The organism is Desulfovermiculus halophilus DSM 18834 (assembly GCF_000620765.1).
GTDB lineage: Bacteria > Desulfobacterota > Desulfovibrionia > Desulfovibrionales > Desulfothermaceae > Desulfovermiculus > Desulfovermiculus halophilus.
The window spans coordinates 134180-155888 of the sequence record NZ_JIAK01000005.1 but is presented as its reverse complement, the minus strand read 5'-3'; the positions used below and the strand labels follow the sequence as shown (position 1 = coordinate 155888).

The window sequence follows — 21709 nt, the reverse complement described above, 5'->3', positions numbered from 1 at the left end:
TCGGAGAGGGATATGCGACTGAGCCGGTATTATGTGCCCACCCTGAAGGAAAACCCGGCTGAAGCCGATGTCGTCAGCCACCGCCTCCTGGTCCGAGCGGGCATGATCCGCAAGCTGACCTCGGGCATCTATACCTTTTTGCCCCTTGGACTGCGGGCCCTGGACAAGACGGCCCGCATCGTGCGGGAGGAGATGAACCGGGCCGGAGCCATGGAAGTGCTCATGCCCATGGTCCAGCCTGCAGACCTGTGGCAGGAAAGCGGACGTTGGAGCGAGTACGGCCGGGAGCTTCTGCGCCTCCAGGACCGGCACTCCCGGGACTACTGCCTGGGCCCGACCCATGAGGAGGTGATCACCGACCTGATCCGGCATGAAATCCGCTCCTACCGCCAGCTGCCGGTCAACCTGTACCAGGTCCAGACCAAGTTCCGGGATGAGATCCGCCCCAGGTTCGGGCTGATGCGCTGCCGGGAGTTCATCATGAAGGATGCGTACTCCTTTGACCGGGACCAAGACGGCCTGGATCTCAGCTACCGGAGCATGTTCGATGCCTACACCAGGATCTTTCAGCGCCTGGGGCTCACCTTCCGGGCTGTGGAGGCCGACTCCGGCCCCATCGGCGGCAGCGTGTCCAGCGAGTTCATGGTTTTGGCCGAGACGGGTGAGGACGTGGTCGTGTCCTGCACGGCCTGCGGGTTCGCGGCCAATCTGGAAAAGGCTGAGGTCCGGTCTCCTGCTGAGCAACCCGGCATTAGCTGTCCCCAGCCCGAGATCGTGGATACTCCTGGGGCTCATACAGTCAAGGACCTGGCCGCCCAGCTGGACATCTCCCCGGACCAAGTGGTCAAAACCATGCTTTTTGCCGCCGACGGAGAGCCGGTGGCAGCACTCATCCCCGGCGATCGGGAGCTCAATGATGTGAAGCTCAAAAATTTCCTCCGGGCCACAGAGCTGGAGCTGGCCACCGCGGAGCAGATTCGGGAATGGACCGGAGCCCCGGTGGGTTTCGCCGGTCCCGTCGGGCTGCAGATCAAGACCGTTGTCGCCGATCGGCTGCTCACCCAGGGCACGGACTGGGTGACCGGGGCCAATCAGGCCGATGCCCACTATCTGCACGTGGACCTGGACCGGGACGCCCGGGTTGCGCACTATACTGACCTGGTCAACATCCGCCCTGACGATCCCTGCCCGGAGTGCGGGAAGGAGCTGCAGTTCAACAAGGGCATAGAGGTCGGGCACGTCTTTAAACTGGGGACCAAGTACAGCCGGAGCTTGCAGGCCACCTTCCTGGACGAGCAGGGTACGGAGCAGTACATGCACATGGGCTGCTACGGGATCGGGGTCAGCCGGATCGTGGCCGCCTGCATCGAACAAAATCACGATCAGGACGGCATCATCTTCCCTCCTCCGGTTTCGCCCTTTGAAGCCATGGTCCTGGCCCTAAATGCCAAGAACGAAAAGGTCATGGCCACTGCCGAAGACATCACTGCGCAGCTTGAAGGGCTTGGATTGGACGTCCTCTTGGACGACCGGGAGGAACGGCCCGGTTTCAAGTTCAAGGACGCAGATCTGCTGGGCTTTCCCCTGCAGATCCTGGTCGGGGCCAAGGGCATCGACAAAGGGGTGGTCGAGGTCAAGGACAGGCGCACTGGAGAAAGGCAGGAGCTCCCCCTGGACGACTTCACCGCCGGATTCCGGGCCTGGCGGCAGGAGGTCTGGGCTGGATGGGGGCTGGAGCAGAAGACAGATGACTGAGATCAGAAGTCAGGGACAATCCCGACCTCAGCAGAGCATACACTTGACACCATGGGGTTAGAATAGACTGAAAGCTAAGGTTGAATGATCGTCATCCGTCATGAAATGTATGTATGCCCCATATATTCTCCGTTTGTGAACTGACCCAGGCCATCAAGGATACCCTGGAGAGCGAGTTTCCCTTTGTCTGGGTTCAGGGCCAAGTGGGCAACGTCTCCAGACCCGGCTCCGGACATATCTATTTCACCCTCAAGGACGAGCGCTCCTGCCTGGATATCGTCTGGTTCCAGTCCAATCAGGCCGGGCGAATGAATGTTTCACCCGCCAGCCTCAGGACCGGACAGGACATCCTGTGCGCCGGACGGCTGAACGTCTATGCCCAGCGGGGCACTTATCAGGTCCTGGCCGAACTGGTCCAGGACCAGGGCCTGGGCCGTCTGCACCTGGAGTTCGAGGCCCTGAAAAAGGCCTTGGCTCAGGAGGGCCTGTTTGATCCTGGGCGCAAGAAGCAGCTCCCGCCCTCCATCCAACGGGTGGCGGTAATCACCAGCCCCTCAGGGGCGGCCCTGATCGATTTCCTGCGCCTCTCCCATACCCGCGGCCTGCCTGCGGACATCCGCGTCTATCCCTGTCAGGTCCAGGGCCGGGATGCGGAACACACCGTGGCCAGCGCCCTGGAAACGGCCGACCTGGAAGGCTGGGCCCAGGCTGCCGTTCTGATCCGCGGCGGAGGCTCTCTGGAAGATCTGTGGACCTTCAACACCGAAACCGTGGCCCGGGCTATAGACGCCTGCTCTCTACCAGTGCTCACCGGCATAGGTCACGAAGTGGACACAACCATCGCTGATCTGGCCGCTGACCTGCGGGCCGCTACGCCCAGTCACGCCGCTCAGCTCGTGTGGCCGGAACGCAGCGGGTACATCCAGGCCCTTGACGAGCTGGAGACCAAGCTGCTCAACTCCTGGAAGGCCAGGCTGGATCGACAGGAACACACAATCAGCTCTCTGCATCAGGCCTTGAGCTGGCTCTCGCCCAAGGGATACCTCTTGCGCAGGCAGGAACAGCTGCTTACACTCGGCAGGAGCCTGCACCGCCTGAGGCGGGAGGTGTTCAGGCCCAAGGAGGACAGACTGGGGCACGCCCTGCGGGACCTGCGGCGTCTGGGCAAGGCAGCCCGTCTGCAGCGCGACCTGGACCGGCTCACCCACCTGGCTTCCCGGCTGCAGACCGGGATGCGCAGCCTGGTGCGGACCAAAGAGCACCAGCTCCAGGATGGACAGGCCGCCATGTCCGGGCTGGACCCATACCTCCCTCTGCGCCGCGGATACAGCTTGGTCCGCCTGGGGGCAACCGGGGAATTCCTCCGTCGCGCGGAGCAGGTCCAGGCCGGGGACACACTGGAGATCACAACCCAAGAAGCCATCATCCGGGCCCGGGTGGACAACGCTGAAGACCGGATATGGCCGGAAGAAAGGGCCGGGGAAGAATCTTAGGAACCCGATCAATCACCCGGACTTGACCGCACATGGGCTCTCTATGCGGACCTTCTGGTCCCGGGGCCCCACAACCGATGCATGCACAGCATATGACCTCACAGAAAGACACTCCGAGCTTTGAACAGCAAATGGCCCGGCTGCAGGAGATTGTGACCCAGCTGGAAAACGAGGACCTGCCCCTGGAGCAGGGAGTTGCTCTTTTTCAGGAAGGAACGGCCTTGGCCAAATCTTGCCGGGAACAAATCAAGAACGCCAAACACAAGGTTCAGATCTACTCCCAAGGCCTTCTGCAGGATCTGGAGCTGGAGGACGAAAACCCAGATGCCGACAATGAAACAGACTCTTGATCTGTATCGCAGGGAGATGGAAGACTTCTTCACCTCCTGCCTTCAGGATGAATCCATTCCTCCCTCCCTGGCCCAGGCCATGCGCTACAGCCTGATGGCCGGAGGCAAACGCATCCGCCCTGTACTCTGCCTGGTCTGGGCCGAGTATTTCGGACGCTCCAGAGCCGAGACCGTCCCTTTCGCCGCCGGCCTGGAGCTTATCCATACCTACTCCCTGGTTCACGACGACCTTCCGGCCATGGACGACGATGCCGTTCGCCGCGGCCAGCCCTCAAACCATGTCCAGCACGGGGAGGCCTTGGCCATTCTGGCCGGTGACGGCCTGCTCACCGAGGCCTTTGCCCTCATGCTCTCCGCCCCCCTGCCCTCGGACCAGGTCCGCAGGGCGGCCCTGGATATTTCCCATGCTGCCGGCCCCCGGGGCATGGTCGGGGGCCAGGTGGTGGATATGGGCCTGAGCGGGGGCAAAGAGGCCGAGCTCGACGAGCTGCAGACCATGCACGCCATGAAGACCGGGGCCATGATCCGCTCCTCCTGCCGGGCCGGGGCCATATTGGGCCAGGCCGAGGACCGGGACCTGGATCGGGTGACCAGATACGGGGAGTGCATCGGATTGGCCTTTCAAGTGGCAGACGACATCCTGGATGTGGTTGGAGAGGCGGAGAAAATAGGCAAGCCCGTCGGGAGCGATTTGGCCATGGGCAAGGCCACCTATCCGGCCTTGATCGGGTTGGAGGAAAGCCGCAGACTGGGTCAGGCCATGGTCCAAGAGGCCTTGCGTGCTGTTCAGCCCTTCCAGGGGCCGCAGATCGACTTTCTCCGGGATCTGGCCGGATATATCATGGACAGGGTGGAGTAGCCCCAGGCAAAGGGGCAGGGATCCCCCCTTTGGCGGGGCTAAGAAAATACCGGGCCAAAGGTGGGCACACAGAAGAGATGACAAACTCCAAAAATCCACAGGCTACGTCCAAGAACCATGTCACTGAGAGGGCAAGAGAAAGGCATAGATATCCGAACATGTCCGAAGCACTGGACAGAGACAGCGGTGATTATCTTATGAGCCAAACCCATGCATCCATCATAGACCACATAGCCGATCCGGCTCAGATCCGCGATCTGCAGCCATCGGAGCTGGAACAGCTGGCTAAGGAGCTGCGCCGGGAGATTGTGGCCACTGTGTCGAGAACCGGGGGCCATCTGGCTCCTTCCCTGGGCGTTGTCGAGCTGACCCTGGCCCTGCTCCACACCTATGACCCCGCCCAGGACCCCATTATCTGGGACGTCGGGCACCAAAGCTATGCCTACAAGATCTTGACCCAGGGCTTGGAGGCATTTCAGACCCTGCGCCAATTCCAGGGGATGAGCGGATTTCCCCGCCTGGGCGAGTCCCGGTTCGACCACTTCGGGGTCGGCCATTCCAGCACCTCGATCTCCGCTGCCCTGGGCATGGCAGTGGCTCGAGACCTGCAGAACGAATCGAACAAGGTGGTGGCCGTCATCGGGGACGGATCCATGACCGCGGGCCAGGCCTATGAGGGCCTGAATCAGGCCGGAGACCTGGACCGGGATATGGTTGTGGTCCTCAATGACAACGAGATGTCCATATCTCAGAATGTGGGCGCTCTGTCCTCGTTCTTCAGCCGGGCCCTGGCCGACAGGCGGTATCTCCGGTTCAAGGAGGACATCAAAGCCAAGCTTCTCCAGGTTCCGCGCATTGGACAGGATCTGGTCAACTACGCCCGGAGGAGCGAGGAGTCGCTGAAGAACCTGTTCACCCCCGGCATGCTCTTCGAGGCCTTTAAGTTTACCTATGTCGGCCCCATCAACGGCCATAACCTCCGCCAGCTGACCAATGTCTTTGACCAGGTCCGCTCCCTGCACGGACCGGTTCTGGTCCACGTGGTCACGGTCAAGGGCAAAGGCTATCCCCCGGCGGAATCAAATCCCACCCACTTCCACGGTGTGGGCTGTTTCGAGCCGGAGACCGGAGAAGCCCCGCCCAAGTCCCGGACTTCCCCCGGGGACTACAGCTCGGTTTTTGGCCGCTCCATGTGCGCCCTGGCCAAGGAGGACGGCAGGATCGTGGCCATCAGCGCAGCCATGCCTGAGGGCACCGGGCTGGGAGAGTTCAAGGCCGCATACCCGGACCGCTTCTTCGATGTGGGCATTTGCGAGCAGCACGCCGTGACCTTTGCCGCGGGCTTGGCCAGCAAGGGACTGAAGCCGGTGGTGGCCATTTACTCCACCTTCCTGCAGCGGGCCATCGATCAAATCATTCACGACGTGTGTCTGCAGAACCTGCCGGTTACCTTCTGTCTGGATCGAGGCGGCCTGGTTGGGGAGGACGGGCCCACGCATCACGGGGCCTTTGACCTCAGCTACCTGCGAAGCATCCCGAATATGACCCTCATGGCTCCCAAGGACGAGCCCGAACTCCAGGCCATGCTCGCTTTGGCCACGAACCTTTCCGGGCCGGCAGCAATCCGGTATCCCCGGGGCATGGGGCCCGGGCATGAACTTGCAGACCAGGTGCACCCCATTTCCTGCGGTCAGGCGGAGATACTGCGGGAAGGGGAAGAGACTGCGGTTCTGGCCATTGGAAGCCGGGTCTACCCCGCCTTGCGGGCTGTGCAGGAGATTGAAGGGAGGACCGGGGCACAGATCGGGCTGGTCAATGCCCGGTTTGTCAAGCCGTTGCCCCGGGACACACTGCGCTCCCTCATCCACAACGGCATTTCCAAGCTGCTGGTGGTAGAGGAAAACGCCCTGGCCGGCGGATTCGGCTCCGCTGTCCTGGAGTTCTTGGCTGACCAGGACCTCCTGTCCGGACTGCGCATCAAGCGCCTGGGGCTGCCGGACGCCTTTGTCGGTCATGGCCCCTGCGCCACCCTGCGGCGGGAGGTTGGAATAGACCAGGACCACATCGCCAGGGCCCTGGAAGCGCTCTTGGGGCCATAGTCTTTGGCCGGCGGCCGGAAATCGGGGGGCAGATATCGGGAGTCATTCGCGACATCGACGGAACTGCTGGCTGCTGATGCCCGGTTTGAACAAGGGAGTCACATACGGTAGACAAGGAGGGGCGAATCATGATTCGCCCCTACCCACGGACTCGCCGGACCAGGCCACATTCTCCTGGTGTTCCGCCTTCCGCTGACTTCTGAGGTCTGGCCTCTGATCCCTGTCCTCCGGCCACTGGCTACTGCCCCCCCCCCAACTGCCGACATCTATCCTCTGTCCTCTGCCTCCACCTCTTCTTTCAACGCCCGGCGCAGGACTTTGCCCACAACCGTCTTGGGCAGCTCCTCACGGAACTCGACCTTCTTGGGCACCTTGAAGTTGGCCAGCTTCTGGCGGCAGAATCCAAGGACCTCCTTCTTGTCCAGCTCCTGTCCCGGTTTGGGGACAATATAGGCCTTGACGATCTCCCCCCGGGTTTTGTGCGGAACACCGACACAGACCGCATCCGCCACCTTGGGGTGCTCATACAGGACCTCATCGATTTCCCGGGGGTAGATATTGTAGCCTCCGGAAATGATCAGATCCTTCTTGCGGTCCACAATGAAGAAATAGCCCTCCTCATCCATATAGGCGATGTCCCCGGTGTACAGCCAGCCGCCGCGCAGGGTCTGGGCGGTCTCGTCCGGACGTCCCCAATAGCCGTGCATGACTTGCGGCCCCCTGATGATCAGCTCCCCGGACCGCCCTGGGGGCAGATGCTCGACCCCCATCTCGGTGTCCACGATACTGACATCCGTGTCCGGAAAGGGAAGCCCGATGGATCCGGTCTTCCGTTTGCCCCGCAGGGGGTTGAGGTGGGTTACCGGCGAGGTCTCGGTCAGGCCGAAGCCTTCTATGATCTCCGCACCGGTCAGGTCCTTGAACTGTTTGGCCAGCTCCACAAGCATGGGAGCCGAACCGGTCACGCAGTAGCGGATGGAGCGAAGATCAAAGTCCCGGATGTTTTTCTGCTGCAAAAGGGCGTTGAATACCGCGGGCGCAGACGGGAAAATGGTCGGCTTGACCTTGTCGATGGCCTTGAGGACCTCTTGAGGCACGAACTGGGGGTAGGGAGACACAGTGGCCGCCAGGGCGGTGGCAAAATTGATGCACACCGTCAATCCGTAGACGTGAAAAAAAGGCAGCAGCCCCAGAAAGACCTCCGGTTCGTCGCCTATTGTGTGCAGAACCGCCGAGCATTGCTGGACATTGGCGCCCAGGTTGTCGTGCCCCAGCATGACCCCTTTGGCCAATCCGGTGGTCCCTCCCGTGTACTGCAGGACAGCCAGATCCTTCCTGGGATCGATCTCCACCGGGGCAAAAGGGGCTTTTCTCCGGGTCAGGGCCTTCCAGGGCAAAACGCTCTTTCCGTCGTGGGGCACGGAAACAGCGGTCTTCTCCCGCCGGGCCTTGAGTGGATAGAGAATATTCAGGGGAAAGCGCAGGCCATCGCCCACTGAGGTGGTGATCACAGTATCCAATTCCAGCTTGGACCAGAGAGAGGAAATCTTGGGCCACAGCCGGTCCAAGGTAATCATGACCCGGCTGCCGGAGTCGGTGATGTGATGGACCAGCTCTTTTTCCATGTACAGTGGGTTGGTCATGACCACCACCGCCCCGGCCTTGAGCACCCCCCAGTAGGCGATAACGGTTTGGGGCAAATTGGGGAGCATGATTGCCACCCGGTCTCCTTTGCCCACCCCCAGGCGCTGGAGGTTGGCGGCCACGGTCTCCGCCTGTTCCTTGAGCTGGGCATACCCCAGGCGCAGGTTCTGAAAGACCAGGGCCGGACGCTGTGGATAGCGGGCAGCGGCCCGATCCAGATAGGCAAACAAGGGAATGGTCTCATACTCCAGATGGGGGGGAACCTGCGGATCGTACCGGTCCAGCCACGGCCTTTGTATGTCGTTGCTCAGCATCTGCGTCCTCCTGCACATGTCTCGATCTCAGTCTCAGCCCCGGTCCAGAACGAACACCGTTTCCACATGCCAGGTTTGGGGGAAAAGATCAAAGACCTTGATATCGCGAACTTTCCATCCCCGGACCAGAAAAGGCGCGAGGTCCCGGCAGGCATTGACCACGTCGCATGAGACCCAGACCATGCGCTGCAGGGATGGGACATCCAGGGTCTGAGCCAGCTTTTTCCCCGCCCCGGTCCGGGGGGGATCGACAACTGCGGCCTGCACGTTTTCCTTGCTCAGTCTGCGGCGGACAGATTCCCGGGCCAGATTGCGGCGCCCGAAACGGACATGATCCAGGCCCAGCCGGCGGGCGTTCTTCTTCCCTGCGTCCACTGCCCGGGCAGCACTGTCCAGGGCCAGGACCGGACAGCCTTTCTTCCCCAGGGGAAGGGCGAAATTGCCTGCTCCGGCGTAGAGATCGGCCACCCTCCATCCGGGGTCGATCCAGGAGCAGACCTCCCGGACCAAGAGCTGATTCCCCGCCCAGTTGGCCTGAAAGAACACGTCCGGAGGCACCAAGAGGTCCAGGTCAAAATCCGGCAAAGGCAGATGGAGGACTCCGGGCTCGCCCACCCTGGCCGCCTGATGGGTGGCCGGACTGGCGGCCAGGGCAATCCTGCCGTCTTCGGCGTCTGCGCACAATTCTGGGACCTGACGGCTGAACGGGCCGGCCAGCAAGAGGCAGTCCGGGCAGGGTACAGGATCATGTCCCTGCAAGGGCATCATGCACGGCTGCCCCTTGCTGACATGCATCTGCCCCCGCCAGCGATAGCGCCACTGCTTGGGACCGGCCACTGCTTTGATCTGCGGCAGATCTGCTCTCTGCTCCGCGGGCAGGGCCCGGTGCAGCTCGTTCTTCACCACTTCGGCCTTGAGTTCCAGCTGCGCGCTGTGGGCCAGCCAGCCGAAACGGCATCCGCCGCATGTCCCGGCCAATGAGCACGGGTGGGGCCGCCGTCTGGGATGGGGCTGCAGGACATCTGTCCATCTGGCCTGCAGATAGTCGCTTTTGGCCCGGGTGATGTGCACCCGAACCCGCTCCCCGGGGAACACGCCGGGCTCAACCAGCACCACCTGCCCGCTGTCCATCCTGGCCAATCCCCGTCCCCTCCAGATCAGGCGCTGGATTGTCAGATCAGCGCTCTGCATCATGCCGGCTCGCCAGCACCATTGTGCCGCCCGCCCGCACCCAGTCCCCAGACCAGGAGGTAGACGACTCCGGTATCCACAGCCGCAATGACCATCTTGACCGCCCACTGGCCCGCAAACAGGGGCAGCAGGGGCATGACCCCGCCAAAGGCTATGCTGATGAAAATCACGGTGTCTATGAACTGGGACAGGGCGGTTGAAAGGTTGTTCCGCAGCCACAGATGCCGTCCCCTGGTCAGCCTCTTGCAGGCATGAAAGATCCAGACATCGGTGAATTGACTGACCAGATACGCGGCCAGAGAGCCGGCAATGATCCGGGGGGTGGTGGCCAAGACCGCGGCAAAGGCCTGCTGCCCGGACCAGAAGTCGGCAGGGGGCCAATGCAGAGCCAGCTGGATGAGTCCGAAGGCGGCAATCAAAGCGACGAAACCGGCTCCCACGACCTCCCGGGCCCGTTCCTTCCCCCACACCTCCCCGATCACATCCGTACAGATAAAGGTCAGGGCATAGGCCAGGACGCCGGCCGGCACGGTCAATCCGGCTACTGTGATGATCTTGGTGGCCAAAACGGCAGCCAGAACAAGGCTGCCGGCGAAAAGGCTGGTCAGGATGGCCAAAGCCTGGGGGCTGGCTTGGGTTCTTTGGGGTGGGATCATGCGTGTACCTGCTGCGTGTAAGTGGTGTATCCGCCGGCGGAATCGTACAGGCTGGTTCAGGGTGTCCGGCGGCCAAGCGTGTGGTCTCCAGGCCGGGGCCGGGCAGTGTCCAGGGAAGAGCAAAGGCTTGCTGCTCGAGCTGAACCAAAGGACCGCCGCTGGCGGTGCTGGGTCCCTGCCTTCCGGCCTCTATCCTCCGTCTTGTGGCTTCAGAGACTGCCCTGGATCGCCGTGGTGGTGAATCCGCCCCGGACGTTGTATATCGTGGTCACTTGCAGGCGATCCGTATTCAGCACCCGGGCCAGATCTTGATGGATCCGGCGGGTTGCCTGCTCCTGGTAAATGCCGACCTCCTTGAAGCTGGTGATGTAGTACTTCAGGGACTTCAGCTCGATGCACATCCCGCCCTCGGGGTAGTATTCGACAATCAGATGGGCGAAGTCCGGCAGACCGCTGAAAGGGCAGACAGCGACAAACTCCCGGGTCTCGGTCTTTATATACTGATCCCGGCCCGGAAAGGGAAAGGTCTCCAAATACTCCGGACGGATCTCCTCCTCCCCTTTATAGGAAAACATGCGGCCTTCAGCTTGGGGCATTGCCTCCTCCGGAGCGCAGATATGCGGCCAATATGCGGTTGATGCACCGAACGGCCACGGATTCGGAAACAACGCCGGCCCCGCTCATGGGGGCCAGCTCGCAGAAATCCATGCCCACCAGCCGGGTGGAGCCGAAGAAAAGGGGCCAAAACCTCTGCAGCCAGGCAAAGGGAATCCCCCCCGGCTCAGGCGTGCCTGTCCCGGGCAGAATGGAGGGATCCAGCCCGTCGGCGTCAAAACTGATATACAGCGGTCTTCCCCCCAGAAACTCCCGGATCTGCTCTGCCCCGGTTTCCGGATCCGGCAGGGCGTGGGCAAAGAAGGTCAACAGGCCGTCTCCCTGGGCAATGCGGATATCTTCGGCCTCTTCCCGGCTCAGACTGCGGATGCCGAGCTGGACGACCGGGATGCCCAGCTCCCGGACCCTGGCCATAACACAGGCGTGGGAAAACCGGCTGCCTTGGAAAGACTCCCGGAGGTCGGCATGGGCGTCGATCTGCAGGACCGCCAGATCGGGAAACAGGCGGTGATAGGCCCGGATGGGGGGCAGGGCAATTGTATGCTCCCCGCCCAGAGTGAGCAGAAAACGATCCAAAGAGCAGACGGACCCCGCGAATTCATCCATGGCCCGGACCACGTCCTCTGGCCCGGATGCCGGCGGTTCAAACCAGGGGAGGGTGGGAAAGTGGGCCATATCCGCCAGATCCACTCCCAGATCCTGATCCCAGGTTTCAATCTCCGCACTGGCCCGGAGAATGGCCTCCGGGCCGTTGCTGGTCCCCTGCCCGAAGCTGACTGTGCCCTCATAGGGCACTGGCCAGATATCTATGCGCTGTCCATTCTTGGTATCAAGATCCAGATAGGAAGCCATGTCGCTCCTCAGCTCCGGCCTATGGCAGAAAGACTGCGGCCGAAATGGTCGTGGTCCACAACCCAGCCACTCCCCGGGTCACGCACGGGGCCGAAGCTGAATCCACTATCCCCCCGCTCATGCGATAGATCTGCCGTCGTTCATCGTAATCCTTTTCCGGGTCGAAATCGATGCCCAGGGTCGTGGCCAGCATGGTGGAGGCCAGGTCTTCGGCAAAATCTCCGATCTCCTGTTCTTCGGCCCCAAAGGCATGGTGTTCGGAGATATACCCGTAGTGGCTCTCGTCTGCCGGAAAGGCCATGCCCACAGCCGAGCCCACCAGCCTGCCCTTTTCATTGGTCGCATTCCGGGCCATGACACAGTAGGTGATCTGTCCGGCCTGCAGCTTGTCGATCCCCTGATCCAGGCTGACGATCTGGCATTTGGGCGGGAATATGCTGGAAACGTATACCAGATTCTGCTTTTCAATACCGGCATCGCGCAGAGCCAGCTCAAAGGACTGCAGCTTATTCTTGTGACGGCCAATTCCTTTGGTGAAAAAGCACTCGCGGGGTACAAATGTCATGGTCGGACCTCCTTCATGTGTCAGGGCCAGAACTCAGCCGGCCCGGGCAATGCCAAGATATTTCCAAACTTCCAAACCAAACCGGCATGTTTGTCGCTTATACCGTCGTCCATGCACGCTCCTTTTGTCCATCTCAGGTCCATAGTGGCGCAGGCGGTAATTATTCAGGATTCTTGCTGCGCAAGAAAAAGTTTGTGACCCCCGCCTTGCGCAGCCGGGCAATGAAGGGTTCCACTTCCCCCGCCTGGCCCGTGTGCCGAACCAAAACCCGGTACCAGGGCGTCCCCTGAACCATGCTCTGGACCACATCCACCGAGAACCCCCGCTCAGCCAACGAGCTGCGCAGGGTTGCCGCCTGGCTCTGCCGTTTGAAAGCCCCGACTTGATACTCGTATGTATAGCGCTGCTCATTGCGCTCAACCACGACCTCTGGATCCGGGGGGGCAGACCGGGAGGACTTCGCAGCCCCGGACGGCTGGGCATTATCCTGCCCGCTTTTCTGCAGGGAGTCATAAAACCCCAGCTCTTGAGCACTGAGCACGTTCCCCTGGTTTTGGTCCCCGTTGTGTTCCTCTGCCGCATGTCCGGGCATGTACTCAGCCACCAGGGGCACGAATGCCTCCGGCTGATATCCCCTGCCCACCAGCACCCCGAGAATAAAGGACCAGGCCACAACCACAAAGGAAAATACTGCCCACGAAATCATCCCGGACCAGGTCAGCTGGAACTGAACAGGCTTCCTCTTGGCCGTTTTCTTTTTCTTCTGGCTCCCTTTGGTGCTCGAGGAGCTCTTTTTGCTCGTCTGGACCTTTTGTGAGCTCATATTCAGCTGTTCCTGGCCCCTTCAAGGCGGACACACCCTTTGAGGTTCGCCTACATTGCCTCTGGAGCGCTCACGCCCAAAAGATATAGGCCGTTGCGGACGACCTGGGCCACACTGCGCATGAGCAGCAGCCTGGCTTGAGCCAGCTGTTCGTCGCCGCAGTTCAAAACTGGGTGGCGGTTGTAGTACTTGTGCAGCATGCCGGCCAGATCCAGGAGATAGAAGCTGATATGATGCGGGGACAGGGTCCTGGCCGCTCCGGAGACCGTATCCGGAAAGCGTTCCAGGCTCTTGATCAGGTCCAGATCTTCCTCTGTGTCCAAGCGGCTCAGGATCTGCGCCGACTTTTGCTCCGCCCGGACTCCCCGCTCTTCGGCCTTGGCCTGCATGGAACAGATCCGGGCATGGGCGTATTGCACATAATACACCGGGTTGTCCATACTCTGCTCTTTGAGCAGATCCAGGTCCATGTCCAGGGAGCTGTCGCTCTTGCGGCTCAAAAAGATGAACCTGGCGGCATCGGTTCCCACCTCGCTGATCACCTCGGCCAGGGTCGCGAACTGTCCGGACCGGGTGGACATGGTCATCTGCTCCCCCTTGCGCAGCAGATTGACCAACTGGATGAGCACAACCTGGAATGCATCCGCCCGCCGCCCCAGGGCCTGCACCGCGGCCCGCATTCTGGGCACATACCCGTGATGATCCGCTCCCCAGACATCGATGCACAGATCAAAGCCCCGGGCGTATTTGTCTGCATGGTAGGCGATGTCCGAGGCGAAATAGGTCAGCTCTCCATCCGACTTGCGCAGGACACGGTCCTTGTCGTCCCCGAAGCGCGTGCTCGCGAACCACAGCGCCCCGTCCTGCTCATAGGCCAGGCCTGCATCCTGCAGCTCCCGCAGGGTCGCGCTGACCGCTCCGGACTGAACCAAGGACTGTTCCGAAAACCAGACCTGGTGCTCCACCCGGAAGGTCTCCAGGTCGGCCTTGATCCCGCCCAGGATGCGGTCCACGCCCCATTTCCTGCATGCAGCGACCGCCTCCTCCTCACTGCGAAAGAGGAGCGCATCGCCCTGTTCCTGCACCAGCTCATGGGCCAGCTCCAGGATATACGCCCCTTTGTACCCGTCCTCCGGCAGATCGGCCTCCCTGTCACAGGCCTGCTTATAGCGGGCCCAGATGGACCGGCCGAGGAGATTCATCTGCCGTCCGGCGTCATTGAGATAATATTCCGTTTCGGCCTCATACCCGGCGGCCCGGAGGATCCGGGTCAGGCTGTCTCCGACGGCCGCTCCCCGCCCGTGGCCGATGTGCAGGGGACCGGTGGGATTTGCTGAGACATACTCCACCTGGACTTTGGTTCCTTCCCCCCACCGGCCGGAGCCATAGCTCTTTCCCTGATCCAGGACTTCGGCCACCGTCTGCTGCCAGAACTCATTGGAGAAAGAGACATTAATGAACCCAGGGCCGGCCACCTCCGCTCCGGCGATCATCGGTCCGCTCTGTTTGATCCTATCCGCCAATTTGGCAGCCAGGTCCCGGGGCGGCATCCCGGCCTGCTTGGCCAGAACCATGGCCGCATTGGAGGCCAGATCGCCATGGCCCTTGTCCCTGGGCGGCTCGATCTTGGCCTTGTCCGGCCACTGGAGTCCCTGTTCGGCCACAGCGGATTCCAGGGTCTCGTGGAGAAATGTATGTGCGCGCATTGTGCCTCGTATCTGCAAGCTGAGTTTTAGGCCCTGTCTCGCGGCTGACGCCGCTGGGTGGCCGATGTCGGTTCAAGGGACCTCAAGGGCGGCCTTCTGTTGCGTCCCCCAGCATCTGCTGAACTCCCTGCAGGGTGGCGACGAACTCCGCCTCCCAGGGCTCTGTTTTCTCGCTTAGGATATGTCGCATAAGCCGGGTCAGAACCCCTTTGGGCCCCAGCTCCCACCACCTGCGAACGCCCTGGTCCCACTGGTCCAGAATAATCTGGGACCAGAGCACCGGGGATATCATCTGTCTGGACATGGCCTCCGCAATCTCCCCTGCGGTTCGGGCGGTCCGGGAGGTGACGTTCAAATGGACCGGGATCCTGGGCGCTTTCCAGGTGACGTTCTGCATGACCCCGGCCAGTTCCTTGGCCGGCTCCTCCATCAGCCGGGAATGAAAGGCCCCGCTGACCGGGAGTTCTTTATATCTGCCCCTGCACTCCCGAACTTTTTCCCCGGCCCGCTCCAGAGCCGGTCTGGCCCCGCTTATCACGGTCTGTTGCGGGCTGTTGCAATTGGCCACGCACAGCTCCTCCCCGGTTTCTGCACCCACCCGGTGGACAATATCCCGGACCACATCCTGCTCCAGCTTGAGCACTGCAGCCATGCTTCCGGCCCGCTGCTCCCCGGCCTCGTACATCAGCCGTCCGCGGACGCAGACCAGATCCAAGGCCTCATCCGCAGCCAGGGCCCCGGCCGCCGCCAGGGCGGTGAACTCACCGACACTGTGCCCGGCCATGCATGAAGGCGCCAGGCATGCGCCCACATGCCGCCACAGCCCCAGACCGGTCAAGAACAGGGCGGGCTGCTGATAGCGGGTCTCGGTCATGGCCTGCTCATCACCGTCCCAGAATATCTCCCTCAGCTCGGCCCCGCACTTTTTCTCCGCCGCCCGCCACAAATCCATGACCTGGGTGTCGAATTCAGCAATATCCCGACCCATGCCCCGCTCCTGGGAGCCTTGACCGGGGAAGAGAACCCCGCTGAATGTCCTGGTCAGCTCAGCCATTGACTTCTCCCTGGGTTGACCACAAAATGGAAAACCAAAATTTGTACCTGAATTCCGGGGAAAGGTAAAGCATAGCCATAGGTGCAAAGGATGGCTAATAATCAAATTTATTCAACAAGATAAATGCACTATACTCTTACAACAAACGCGCATGTCCATCTTTCCATTTCCTGGGTCCAGGAACCGAAAATTTCAACTCCCAGTCTGACATGAAAAACGCTTCCCCTAGCCATGTCCCGGTCAAAGAGTTGAGCCGGATGGCCGCTGCCGACTTCCCCTGGCTGAACTCCTCAGCAGCCAGTCAGCTGGCCCGGTACATCTCAGAGCTCTTGACCTGGAATGCCAAAATCAATCTCATCGGCAAGCAGGACTGGCTGTCTGCATATCGCTTTCTGGTCCAGGACAGCCTGCACCTGGCCGAGCTCCTGCACCGCCTGGACCTGCCGGAACACCCTCTGAGCCTGGACCTGGGAGCGGGCGCGGGACTGCCCGGAATCCCCCTGCGTATCGTCTGGCCCCCCGGGGAGTGCCTGCTGGTTGAGCCGCGCCAAAAGCGGAGCTTATTCCTCCATCACGCCGTGCGCACCCTGGACCTGCAGCGCACGCATGTCCGGACCTGCCGGGCCGGGGATCTGGACCCGACCTCGGCCGACCTCATCCTCAGCCGGGCCATGTGCCCCTGGGACGAGCTGCTCCCCAAGGTTCGGCCCCTTCTGGCCCCCAATGGGCGGGTCATCGTCTTTTCCAACCAAAGCTGGGGGCCGGAGCGGATTTGCCCTCCGGGCTGGAGGATGCAGGAGGAGGTCCCCTACCCGGTGCAACCTGATCTCATCCGCTATTTCTGGGTCTTTTCGCCCATCACCTGACCCAGCTGGGTATTCTTGAAGATGATCTTGGTGGCCGCCTCATCCGCGACTTCTCCCAGCTCCATCACCTTTTCCAGAAAGTCCAGTATTTCGTACCGCCTTTCCTCAGGGGAATACTCAAAATCCTCGCCCAGCTCTCCGGACTTGATATAGGCGGTCAGCTCCTCGATGTAGGCATCGTCCAAACGCATGGTCACTCCTTGTGTTGACAGCAGAACCCGAGTCCCTTATAAATCGAACAAGCCGCCGGGGTGGCGGAACTGGTAGACGCACGGGACTCAAAATCCCGCGGGCCTTTGGCCCATGTGGGTTCGATTCCCACCCCCGGCACCATCCTCAAAGGGACCGCAGGCACTTCACCAGCCGCGGTCCCTTTCGCGTATCTTGCCGGAACGCCTTGCACATCCAGCCCGGCCCGTTCTGAAACGCCGGCAGCACCCGCCGGCTGAACGGCTTCGTCCCTTTATCCATCTTCTTCATCTGATCCTGTACTTGGCCAGACAGCCCTGCAGTCCTCCGTTGGACAGATCCTTGGTCCAGGCCGGAGACAAGGGGATCTGACGGTGCAGCTCCCTGCTTCCCAAATAGACGTAGGCAGTTGCCCCGGAGCAGCGCCGGCGCAGAAAGCGGCCGAAGGATTCCAGCAGCTCAGCCGTCTGTCGTTTATCCTGCAGCCGCCGTCCGTAAGGCGGATTGCAGACGATGACTCCTTCGTTCAGCCCCGGAGCATCGACAAATCCGGTCTCTTGCAAGACGATCCCTTTCCCTCCCGGGAGCTGACTGCAATTGGTCCTGGCCGCCCGAACCGCGTGCTGATCCACATCGCTTCCCCTGATCAGCCCCTGGGGCAGATTCCGGCCTAAGGATTGGCTCATTCCTCTCACCTCGGCCCACAGACTGGAATCGAAATCCGGCATATGCTCCAGGCCGAAGCGGGAACGCAACAGAGCGGGCGGGATCCTGGCCCCCTTGATCAGGGCCTCGCAGAGCAGGGTTCCGGAGCCGCACATGGGATCGAACAAGGGAGTCTGGGCATCCCAGCCGGTAAACGTGATCATCGCGGCTGCCAGGGTTTCCTGCATCGGAGCCGGGACAGAGACCCGCCGATATCCCTGCGGTGCAGGGAACCGCCTGAGGCATCCAGGCTGATGGTGGCCCTGTTGTTCTCCAGGTGCAGATGGATCCACACATCCGGAGATTGAGGATCCACATCCGGCCTGCGTCCGGTTCGCTCCCGGAACTGGTCCACTATGGCGTCCTTGAGCTTGAGGGCGGCGTACCGGGAATGGCGGATCCGGCTGTGACTGACATTGGAGAACACGGCAAAGCGCTGGTCCGGACCGATAAGATCCGCCCAGTTGATCTTGCCCGCAGTCTTGTACAAATAGCGGTCGCTGTGGCAGTCGAAACGAAGCAGGGGGACGAGCACCCTGGAAATAATCCGGGTATTGAACACAATCCGGTACAGGGAGGCCGGGTCCGCCCGGAAGGAGAGGCTCCGATAGCCCCGGCGGACGCTGTCCGCCCCGAACCCCTCGACCTCCCCCTGAGCCAGGTATTCCAGCCCGTCGACTACCTGGGCAATGAACCGGCTGTTCTTCTGGTATCTGTACATGAAGATCTGTTCCCCGGGCAGGGGTGCACGCAGGCCAGGCTGAGCGGTCAGCCCCTCAGCTCCAGAGCCACAGCTGGCTCAGAGCGGCCGCCACTGCGGAAGCAATTCCCACTCCACTGGCCCCCAGGGCCGATGCCTTGGCTCGCAGGGGATTTTCGCTGCGCAGGAAAACAATGAGCAGCACCCCGTACACGACAAATCCTCCCAGCGCCGCTCCCAGAGCGATCATCTCCCGGCAAGGAAGGAGCCACAGGGCCAAAGCCTGCCTGTCCGCCACCCAGGCCAGAAAAAAGGCCTGCACCAAAAGCACGGCCGCCCACTTGGCCGCATGCGGCAGGGCAAAGCGGTAATAGTCCCGGCCGAAGTCCTCAATGTTTCTCCGGGTCAGCAGGTAGACCATGCCTGCCGCCCCTGCTCCCCCCAGGCCGACAACCAGGGCCTGGCCCGCAAGCAGCACCCAGGCCGGGGAGAGCGGTACCTGCCATACGGCTTCCAGGCCCGGGGCCCGGGCGGGAGAAAACATGTGCAGAAACCCCTGGAAATAGAGATTCAGCCCAGTATACAGACCGGCCCACAGACTGAGCCAGGCCGGAAGCAGGACAAGGGCTTGCACCGCTTTGCGCCGCTTTAGGGGCTTCCATGTCTTGGCGGCTAGGAGGGAAAAAACCAGGCCCAGGCCCAGCCCGGCCAAAGGCCAGGACGCAGCAAGCCAGGGCAGACCGGCCATTGCGCTTTGGATGTGCAGTCCATACCGCAGATGTCCCAGACCAAGCCCGGCAAGGGCGAAGACAACAGCCCCCAGAAAGCCAACCATGCTCAGGCCCAGCATCTGCCGCCCGAACTTGTCCAGAAAGGATGCCCGCCGTTGCCAGCCCCATACCTGGCTGCCCCAGGCCACTGTTGCCCCCCCGGCCTGAATGGCCAGCGCAATGCCGGCCATGACGCCGAAGATCTCCAGCCCCAGGCGAAAGTACTCGTCCATCATCAGCTCCAGATTGAAAAAAAAGGCGTTTTGGCCTAGGCTCGATATTTCCGGATCCAACCCCTGACCTTGTGACAGCCTATGGCCAGTGCACACTCTCCATCCCGGGCACAGGAATTCTGGGCCTGCCTCGCCTTGCGGCACACAGAGGGCTTGGGAACACGAACCTGCAAGAAACTGATCCAGGCCTACGGATCGGCCCATTATGCGGTCACAGCGGCAGACCGATGGAGCCGGGACCAGCTCGTGCGCCCTTCAGTAGCAGATATTTTCACCCAGGAAAAGTGGCGGGACCCCGCCGGTGCTGAGCTGGAGCAGGTGCGCCGCAGGCAGGACCGGGTGGTCATGTATACAGACCCGGACTATCCGGATTCCTTGCGTCAGATACCGGATCCCCCCCTGTACCTGTATCTGATCGGGGACCGGGCCCTGCTCCGTTCCCCGTGCGTCGCCATAGTCGGTTCCAGAAAATGCACCCCCTACGGCCAGAATATGGCCCGGCGCATAGCCTCCGGCCTGTCTCAAGCCGGAGTAAGCGTTGTTTCCGGCTTTGCCCTGGGCATCGACCGCCTGGCCCATTTCGCCGGTCTGCGGGATCAAGGGCGGACAATTGCCGTTTTGGGCACCGGCCTGGACCGGGTCTATCCGGCTCAAAACGCTGATTTGTGGTCCAAAATCACAGCTGCCGGACTGGCACTTACCGAGTTTCCTCCTGGGAGCGAACCGGATGCCTACAATTTTCCCCGCCGGAACAGAATCATCAGCGGCTTGAGCATGGGCGTGGTGGTTGTGGAGGCGGCCCAGAAAAGCGGCAGCTTGATCACTGCCCGTCTGGCCCTGGAGTACAACCGGGAGGTGTTTGCAGTCCCCGGCCAGGCCACGGCCCCCAGCTTCGTCGGATGCCTGGACCTGATCCGACAGGGGGCGGTGCTGACCCGCTCAGCTGAAGATGTCCTGCAGGAGCTGGCCTTCCAACTGCCCACAGATCACGAGGAGTCCGCTCAGGATCAGTCCTCATCTGCCGCAGCCCAGCCCGCAGCTTCAAAGCTGGATCACCTGGGATCAGAGGAGCAGGCTTTGGCCCGCCTCCTGCTCGCCGACGCCCAGGTGCACATCGATACCCTGACCCAGCAGCTGGGCTGGGAAAGCAACAAGGTGAGCCAGACCCTGCTCATGCTGGAGCTCAAAGGCGTGGTTAAGCAGCAAAGCGGCATGTACTACGCCCTGGCCTGAGCCCATCGACGCATCAAGGTTGCCCCGGAGCCCATAATCCCTTGCGTCTTTGCGGCCCGCAGCCTGTTCAGATCAGATGTGGGGCAGACTGCTGCCCCAGAAGAAAGGCATGCACATGGACCAAAATCTCACCGATCTCCCCGAACCGGTCCACGGTTACCTGACCTACCTGAGCACTCAGAAGGGCCTGGCCGATGCGACCGTGGAGGCCTATGCCAACGATCTGCGCCGCCTGGACGCCTTTGCCCGCTTTCGGCACTCCAGCCTGGAGCATCCGGAAGAGCTGGACCGCGCTTTTCTCCAGGCCTTTATCGCCGACCTGCACCGGACCGGAACGGCCAAGACCAGCATTTCCCGAAAGCTTTCCACTCTGCGCGGTTTCTTCCGCTTCTGTCTCCGTCAGGGCTTGATCGGGTCCGATCCCAGCTCAGGACTCAAGAATCCCAAACATTCCGCGTCCCACCCCACCTGCCTGAACGTGGACCAGGTCTTCGCCCTTTTGGACCAGGCCGCGGGCACCGACCCCCAGGCCCTGCGGGACGTTGCCCTGGCCGAGCTCCTCTACGGCTCGGGGCTGCGGATCAGTGAGGCCATCCGGCTCAATCTCCAGGATGTGGACCTTGGCCAGCATGTGGTGCGGGTCACCGGCAAAGGCAGCAAGGAGCGGGTTGTCCCCCTGACCTCTGAGGCCAGAGATCGCCTGCTTCGCTACCTTGATCATCGTTTCGCCTTTCCGGCGGCCTATGACCAAGAGGCCTTTTTCCTGGGCCGGCGGGGAAAACGCCTTCAACGCCGGCAGGCCAACCGAGTTCTGGACCGCCTGGCCTCCATGGCCGGCCTGCCTCAGTCCATCTCGCCCCACGTGTTGCGCCACAGTTTTGCCACCCATCTGCTGGAGTCCGGCGCTGATCTGCGCTCGGTTCAAAAGCTCCTGGGCCATTCCTCCCTGTCCACCACCCAGCGCTACACCCACCTCAGCCTGGGCCACCTGGCTCAGATCTACGACCAGACCCACCCCCGGGCCAAGAGCTAGCGGG

At 61.8% G+C, this 21709-nt stretch carries 21 protein-coding genes and 1 tRNA gene; 9 read left to right on the top strand and 13 right to left on the bottom strand.

Annotated elements, in window-relative coordinates; genetic code table 11:
* Positions 1 to 12 precede the first annotated feature (12 nt).
* The 5 genes from N902_RS0102065 (at position 13) to dxs (ending at position 6556) form a co-directional block, all read left to right on the top strand.
* Positions 13 to 1755, top strand: a complete 1743-nt coding sequence (locus N902_RS0102065; RefSeq protein ID WP_027369576.1) for a proline--tRNA ligase — start codon at positions 13 to 15, stop codon at positions 1753 to 1755.
* A gap of 113 nt (positions 1756 to 1868) precedes the next feature.
* On the top strand, positions 1869 to 3248 hold the full coding sequence (xseA, locus tag N902_RS0102060; protein WP_027369575.1) for an exodeoxyribonuclease VII large subunit: 1380 nt from the start codon (positions 1869 to 1871) through the stop codon (positions 3246 to 3248).
* 92 nt (positions 3249 to 3340) lie between these two features.
* The gene (gene xseB / locus N902_RS0102055) at positions 3341 to 3598 is read left to right on the top strand and encodes an exodeoxyribonuclease VII small subunit (RefSeq protein ID WP_027369574.1); all 258 of its coding nucleotides are present in this window, start codon (positions 3341 to 3343) and stop codon (positions 3596 to 3598) included.
* Positions 3582 to 4457, top strand: coding sequence for a polyprenyl synthetase family protein (locus tag N902_RS0102050; RefSeq protein WP_027369573.1), 876 nt, complete (start codon positions 3582 to 3584; stop codon positions 4455 to 4457). Before xseB ends, N902_RS0102050 begins: the two co-directional genes overlap by 17 nt.
* Positions 4458 to 4615: 158 nt before the next feature.
* A complete protein-coding gene (gene dxs, locus N902_RS0102045; RefSeq protein WP_244147358.1) occupies positions 4616 to 6556 on the top strand; it encodes a 1-deoxy-D-xylulose-5-phosphate synthase in 1941 nt (646 codons plus the stop codon).
* Positions 6557 to 6822: 266 nt separating this feature from the next.
* Here the strand turns inward: dxs and N902_RS0102040 are convergent, their stop codons facing one another.
* The 9 genes from N902_RS0102040 to N902_RS0101995 form a co-directional block, all read right to left on the bottom strand.
* On the bottom strand, positions 6823 to 8514 hold the full coding sequence (locus N902_RS0102040; protein ID WP_027369571.1) for a long-chain-fatty-acid--CoA ligase: 1692 nt from the start codon (positions 8512 to 8514) through the stop codon (positions 6823 to 6825).
* A 33-nt stretch (positions 8515 to 8547) separates the two neighbouring features.
* Positions 8548 to 9708, bottom strand: coding sequence for a class I SAM-dependent RNA methyltransferase (locus N902_RS0102035; protein ID WP_027369570.1), 1161 nt, complete (start codon positions 9706 to 9708; stop codon positions 8548 to 8550).
* On the bottom strand, positions 9705 to 10361 hold the full coding sequence (locus N902_RS0102030) for a queuosine precursor transporter (protein ID WP_034621256.1): 657 nt from the start codon (positions 10359 to 10361) through the stop codon (positions 9705 to 9707). Before N902_RS0102030 ends, N902_RS0102035 begins: the two co-directional genes overlap by 4 nt.
* Before the next feature lie 209 nt (positions 10362 to 10570).
* Positions 10571 to 10957 (bottom strand): preQ(1) synthase, encoded by a 387-nt coding sequence (queF, locus tag N902_RS0102025; RefSeq protein WP_027369568.1) that lies wholly within the window; start codon positions 10955 to 10957, stop codon positions 10571 to 10573.
* On the bottom strand, positions 10944 to 11828 hold the full coding sequence (gene speB, locus N902_RS15970; protein ID WP_034621254.1) for an agmatinase: 885 nt from the start codon (positions 11826 to 11828) through the stop codon (positions 10944 to 10946). Before speB ends, queF begins: the two co-directional genes overlap by 14 nt.
* A 19-nt stretch (positions 11829 to 11847) precedes the next feature.
* Positions 11848 to 12393, bottom strand: a complete 546-nt coding sequence (locus tag N902_RS0102015) for a pyruvoyl-dependent arginine decarboxylase (protein ID WP_027369567.1) — start codon at positions 12391 to 12393, stop codon at positions 11848 to 11850.
* 160 nt (positions 12394 to 12553) lie between these two features.
* Positions 12554 to 13216: an SPOR domain-containing protein gene (locus tag N902_RS0102005; protein WP_027369566.1), complete on the bottom strand. Its 663-nt coding sequence runs from the start codon at positions 13214 to 13216 to the stop codon at positions 12554 to 12556.
* A gap of 50 nt (positions 13217 to 13266) precedes the next feature.
* A complete protein-coding gene (gene argS / locus N902_RS0102000; protein WP_027369565.1) occupies positions 13267 to 14922 on the bottom strand; it encodes an arginine--tRNA ligase in 1656 nt (551 codons plus the stop codon).
* Positions 14923 to 15004: 82 nt separating this feature from the next.
* Positions 15005 to 15976 carry an ACP S-malonyltransferase gene (locus N902_RS0101995; RefSeq protein ID WP_034621252.1) on the bottom strand — a complete coding sequence of 324 codons (972 nt, stop codon included), beginning with the start codon at positions 15974 to 15976 and terminating at the stop codon, positions 15005 to 15007.
* A 209-nt stretch (positions 15977 to 16185) separates the two neighbouring features.
* Here N902_RS0101995 and N902_RS15965 point away from each other — a divergent pair, with 209 nt between their 5' ends.
* Positions 16186 to 16842 (top strand): 16S rRNA (guanine(527)-N(7))-methyltransferase RsmG, encoded by a 657-nt coding sequence (locus tag N902_RS15965; protein ID WP_051564115.1) that lies wholly within the window; start codon positions 16186 to 16188, stop codon positions 16840 to 16842.
* Here N902_RS15965 and N902_RS0101985 read toward each other — a convergent pair.
* Positions 16812 to 17033: a hypothetical protein gene (locus tag N902_RS0101985; RefSeq protein ID WP_027369563.1), complete on the bottom strand. Its 222-nt coding sequence runs from the start codon at positions 17031 to 17033 to the stop codon at positions 16812 to 16814. The two genes, N902_RS15965 and N902_RS0101985, sit on opposite strands and share 31 nt — an antisense overlap.
* A 54-nt stretch (positions 17034 to 17087) precedes the next feature.
* Between N902_RS0101985 and N902_RS0101980 the strand changes: the two genes are divergently transcribed.
* Positions 17088 to 17175, top strand: a tRNA-Leu gene (locus tag N902_RS0101980).
* A 143-nt stretch (positions 17176 to 17318) separates the two neighbouring features.
* Here N902_RS0101980 and N902_RS20080 read toward each other — a convergent pair.
* From N902_RS20080 to N902_RS0101965, 3 genes are read right to left on the bottom strand one after another with little or no spacing between them, the layout of a single operon-like run.
* Entirely contained in the window at positions 17319 to 17900 is a 582-nt protein-coding gene (locus N902_RS20080) for a hypothetical protein (RefSeq protein WP_244147357.1), read from the bottom strand.
* On the bottom strand, positions 17897 to 18457 hold the full coding sequence (locus N902_RS20075) for a THUMP domain-containing protein (RefSeq protein WP_051564111.1): 561 nt from the start codon (positions 18455 to 18457) through the stop codon (positions 17897 to 17899). The genes N902_RS20080 and N902_RS20075 overlap by 4 nt, the downstream gene beginning before the upstream one ends.
* Before the next feature lie 55 nt (positions 18458 to 18512).
* Entirely contained in the window at positions 18513 to 19439 is a 927-nt protein-coding gene (locus N902_RS0101965) for a hypothetical protein (protein ID WP_153304120.1), read from the bottom strand.
* A gap of 81 nt (positions 19440 to 19520) precedes the next feature.
* Between N902_RS0101965 and dprA the strand changes: the two genes are divergently transcribed.
* Complete coding sequence (dprA, locus tag N902_RS0101960) at positions 19521 to 20672, top strand: DNA-processing protein DprA (RefSeq protein WP_027369561.1); 1152 nt, start codon at positions 19521 to 19523, stop codon at positions 20670 to 20672.
* Positions 20673 to 20781: 109 nt separating this feature from the next.
* A complete protein-coding gene (locus N902_RS0101955; protein WP_034621312.1) occupies positions 20782 to 21705 on the top strand; it encodes a tyrosine recombinase in 924 nt (307 codons plus the stop codon).
* The last annotated feature ends 4 nt before the right edge of the window (positions 21706 to 21709 follow it).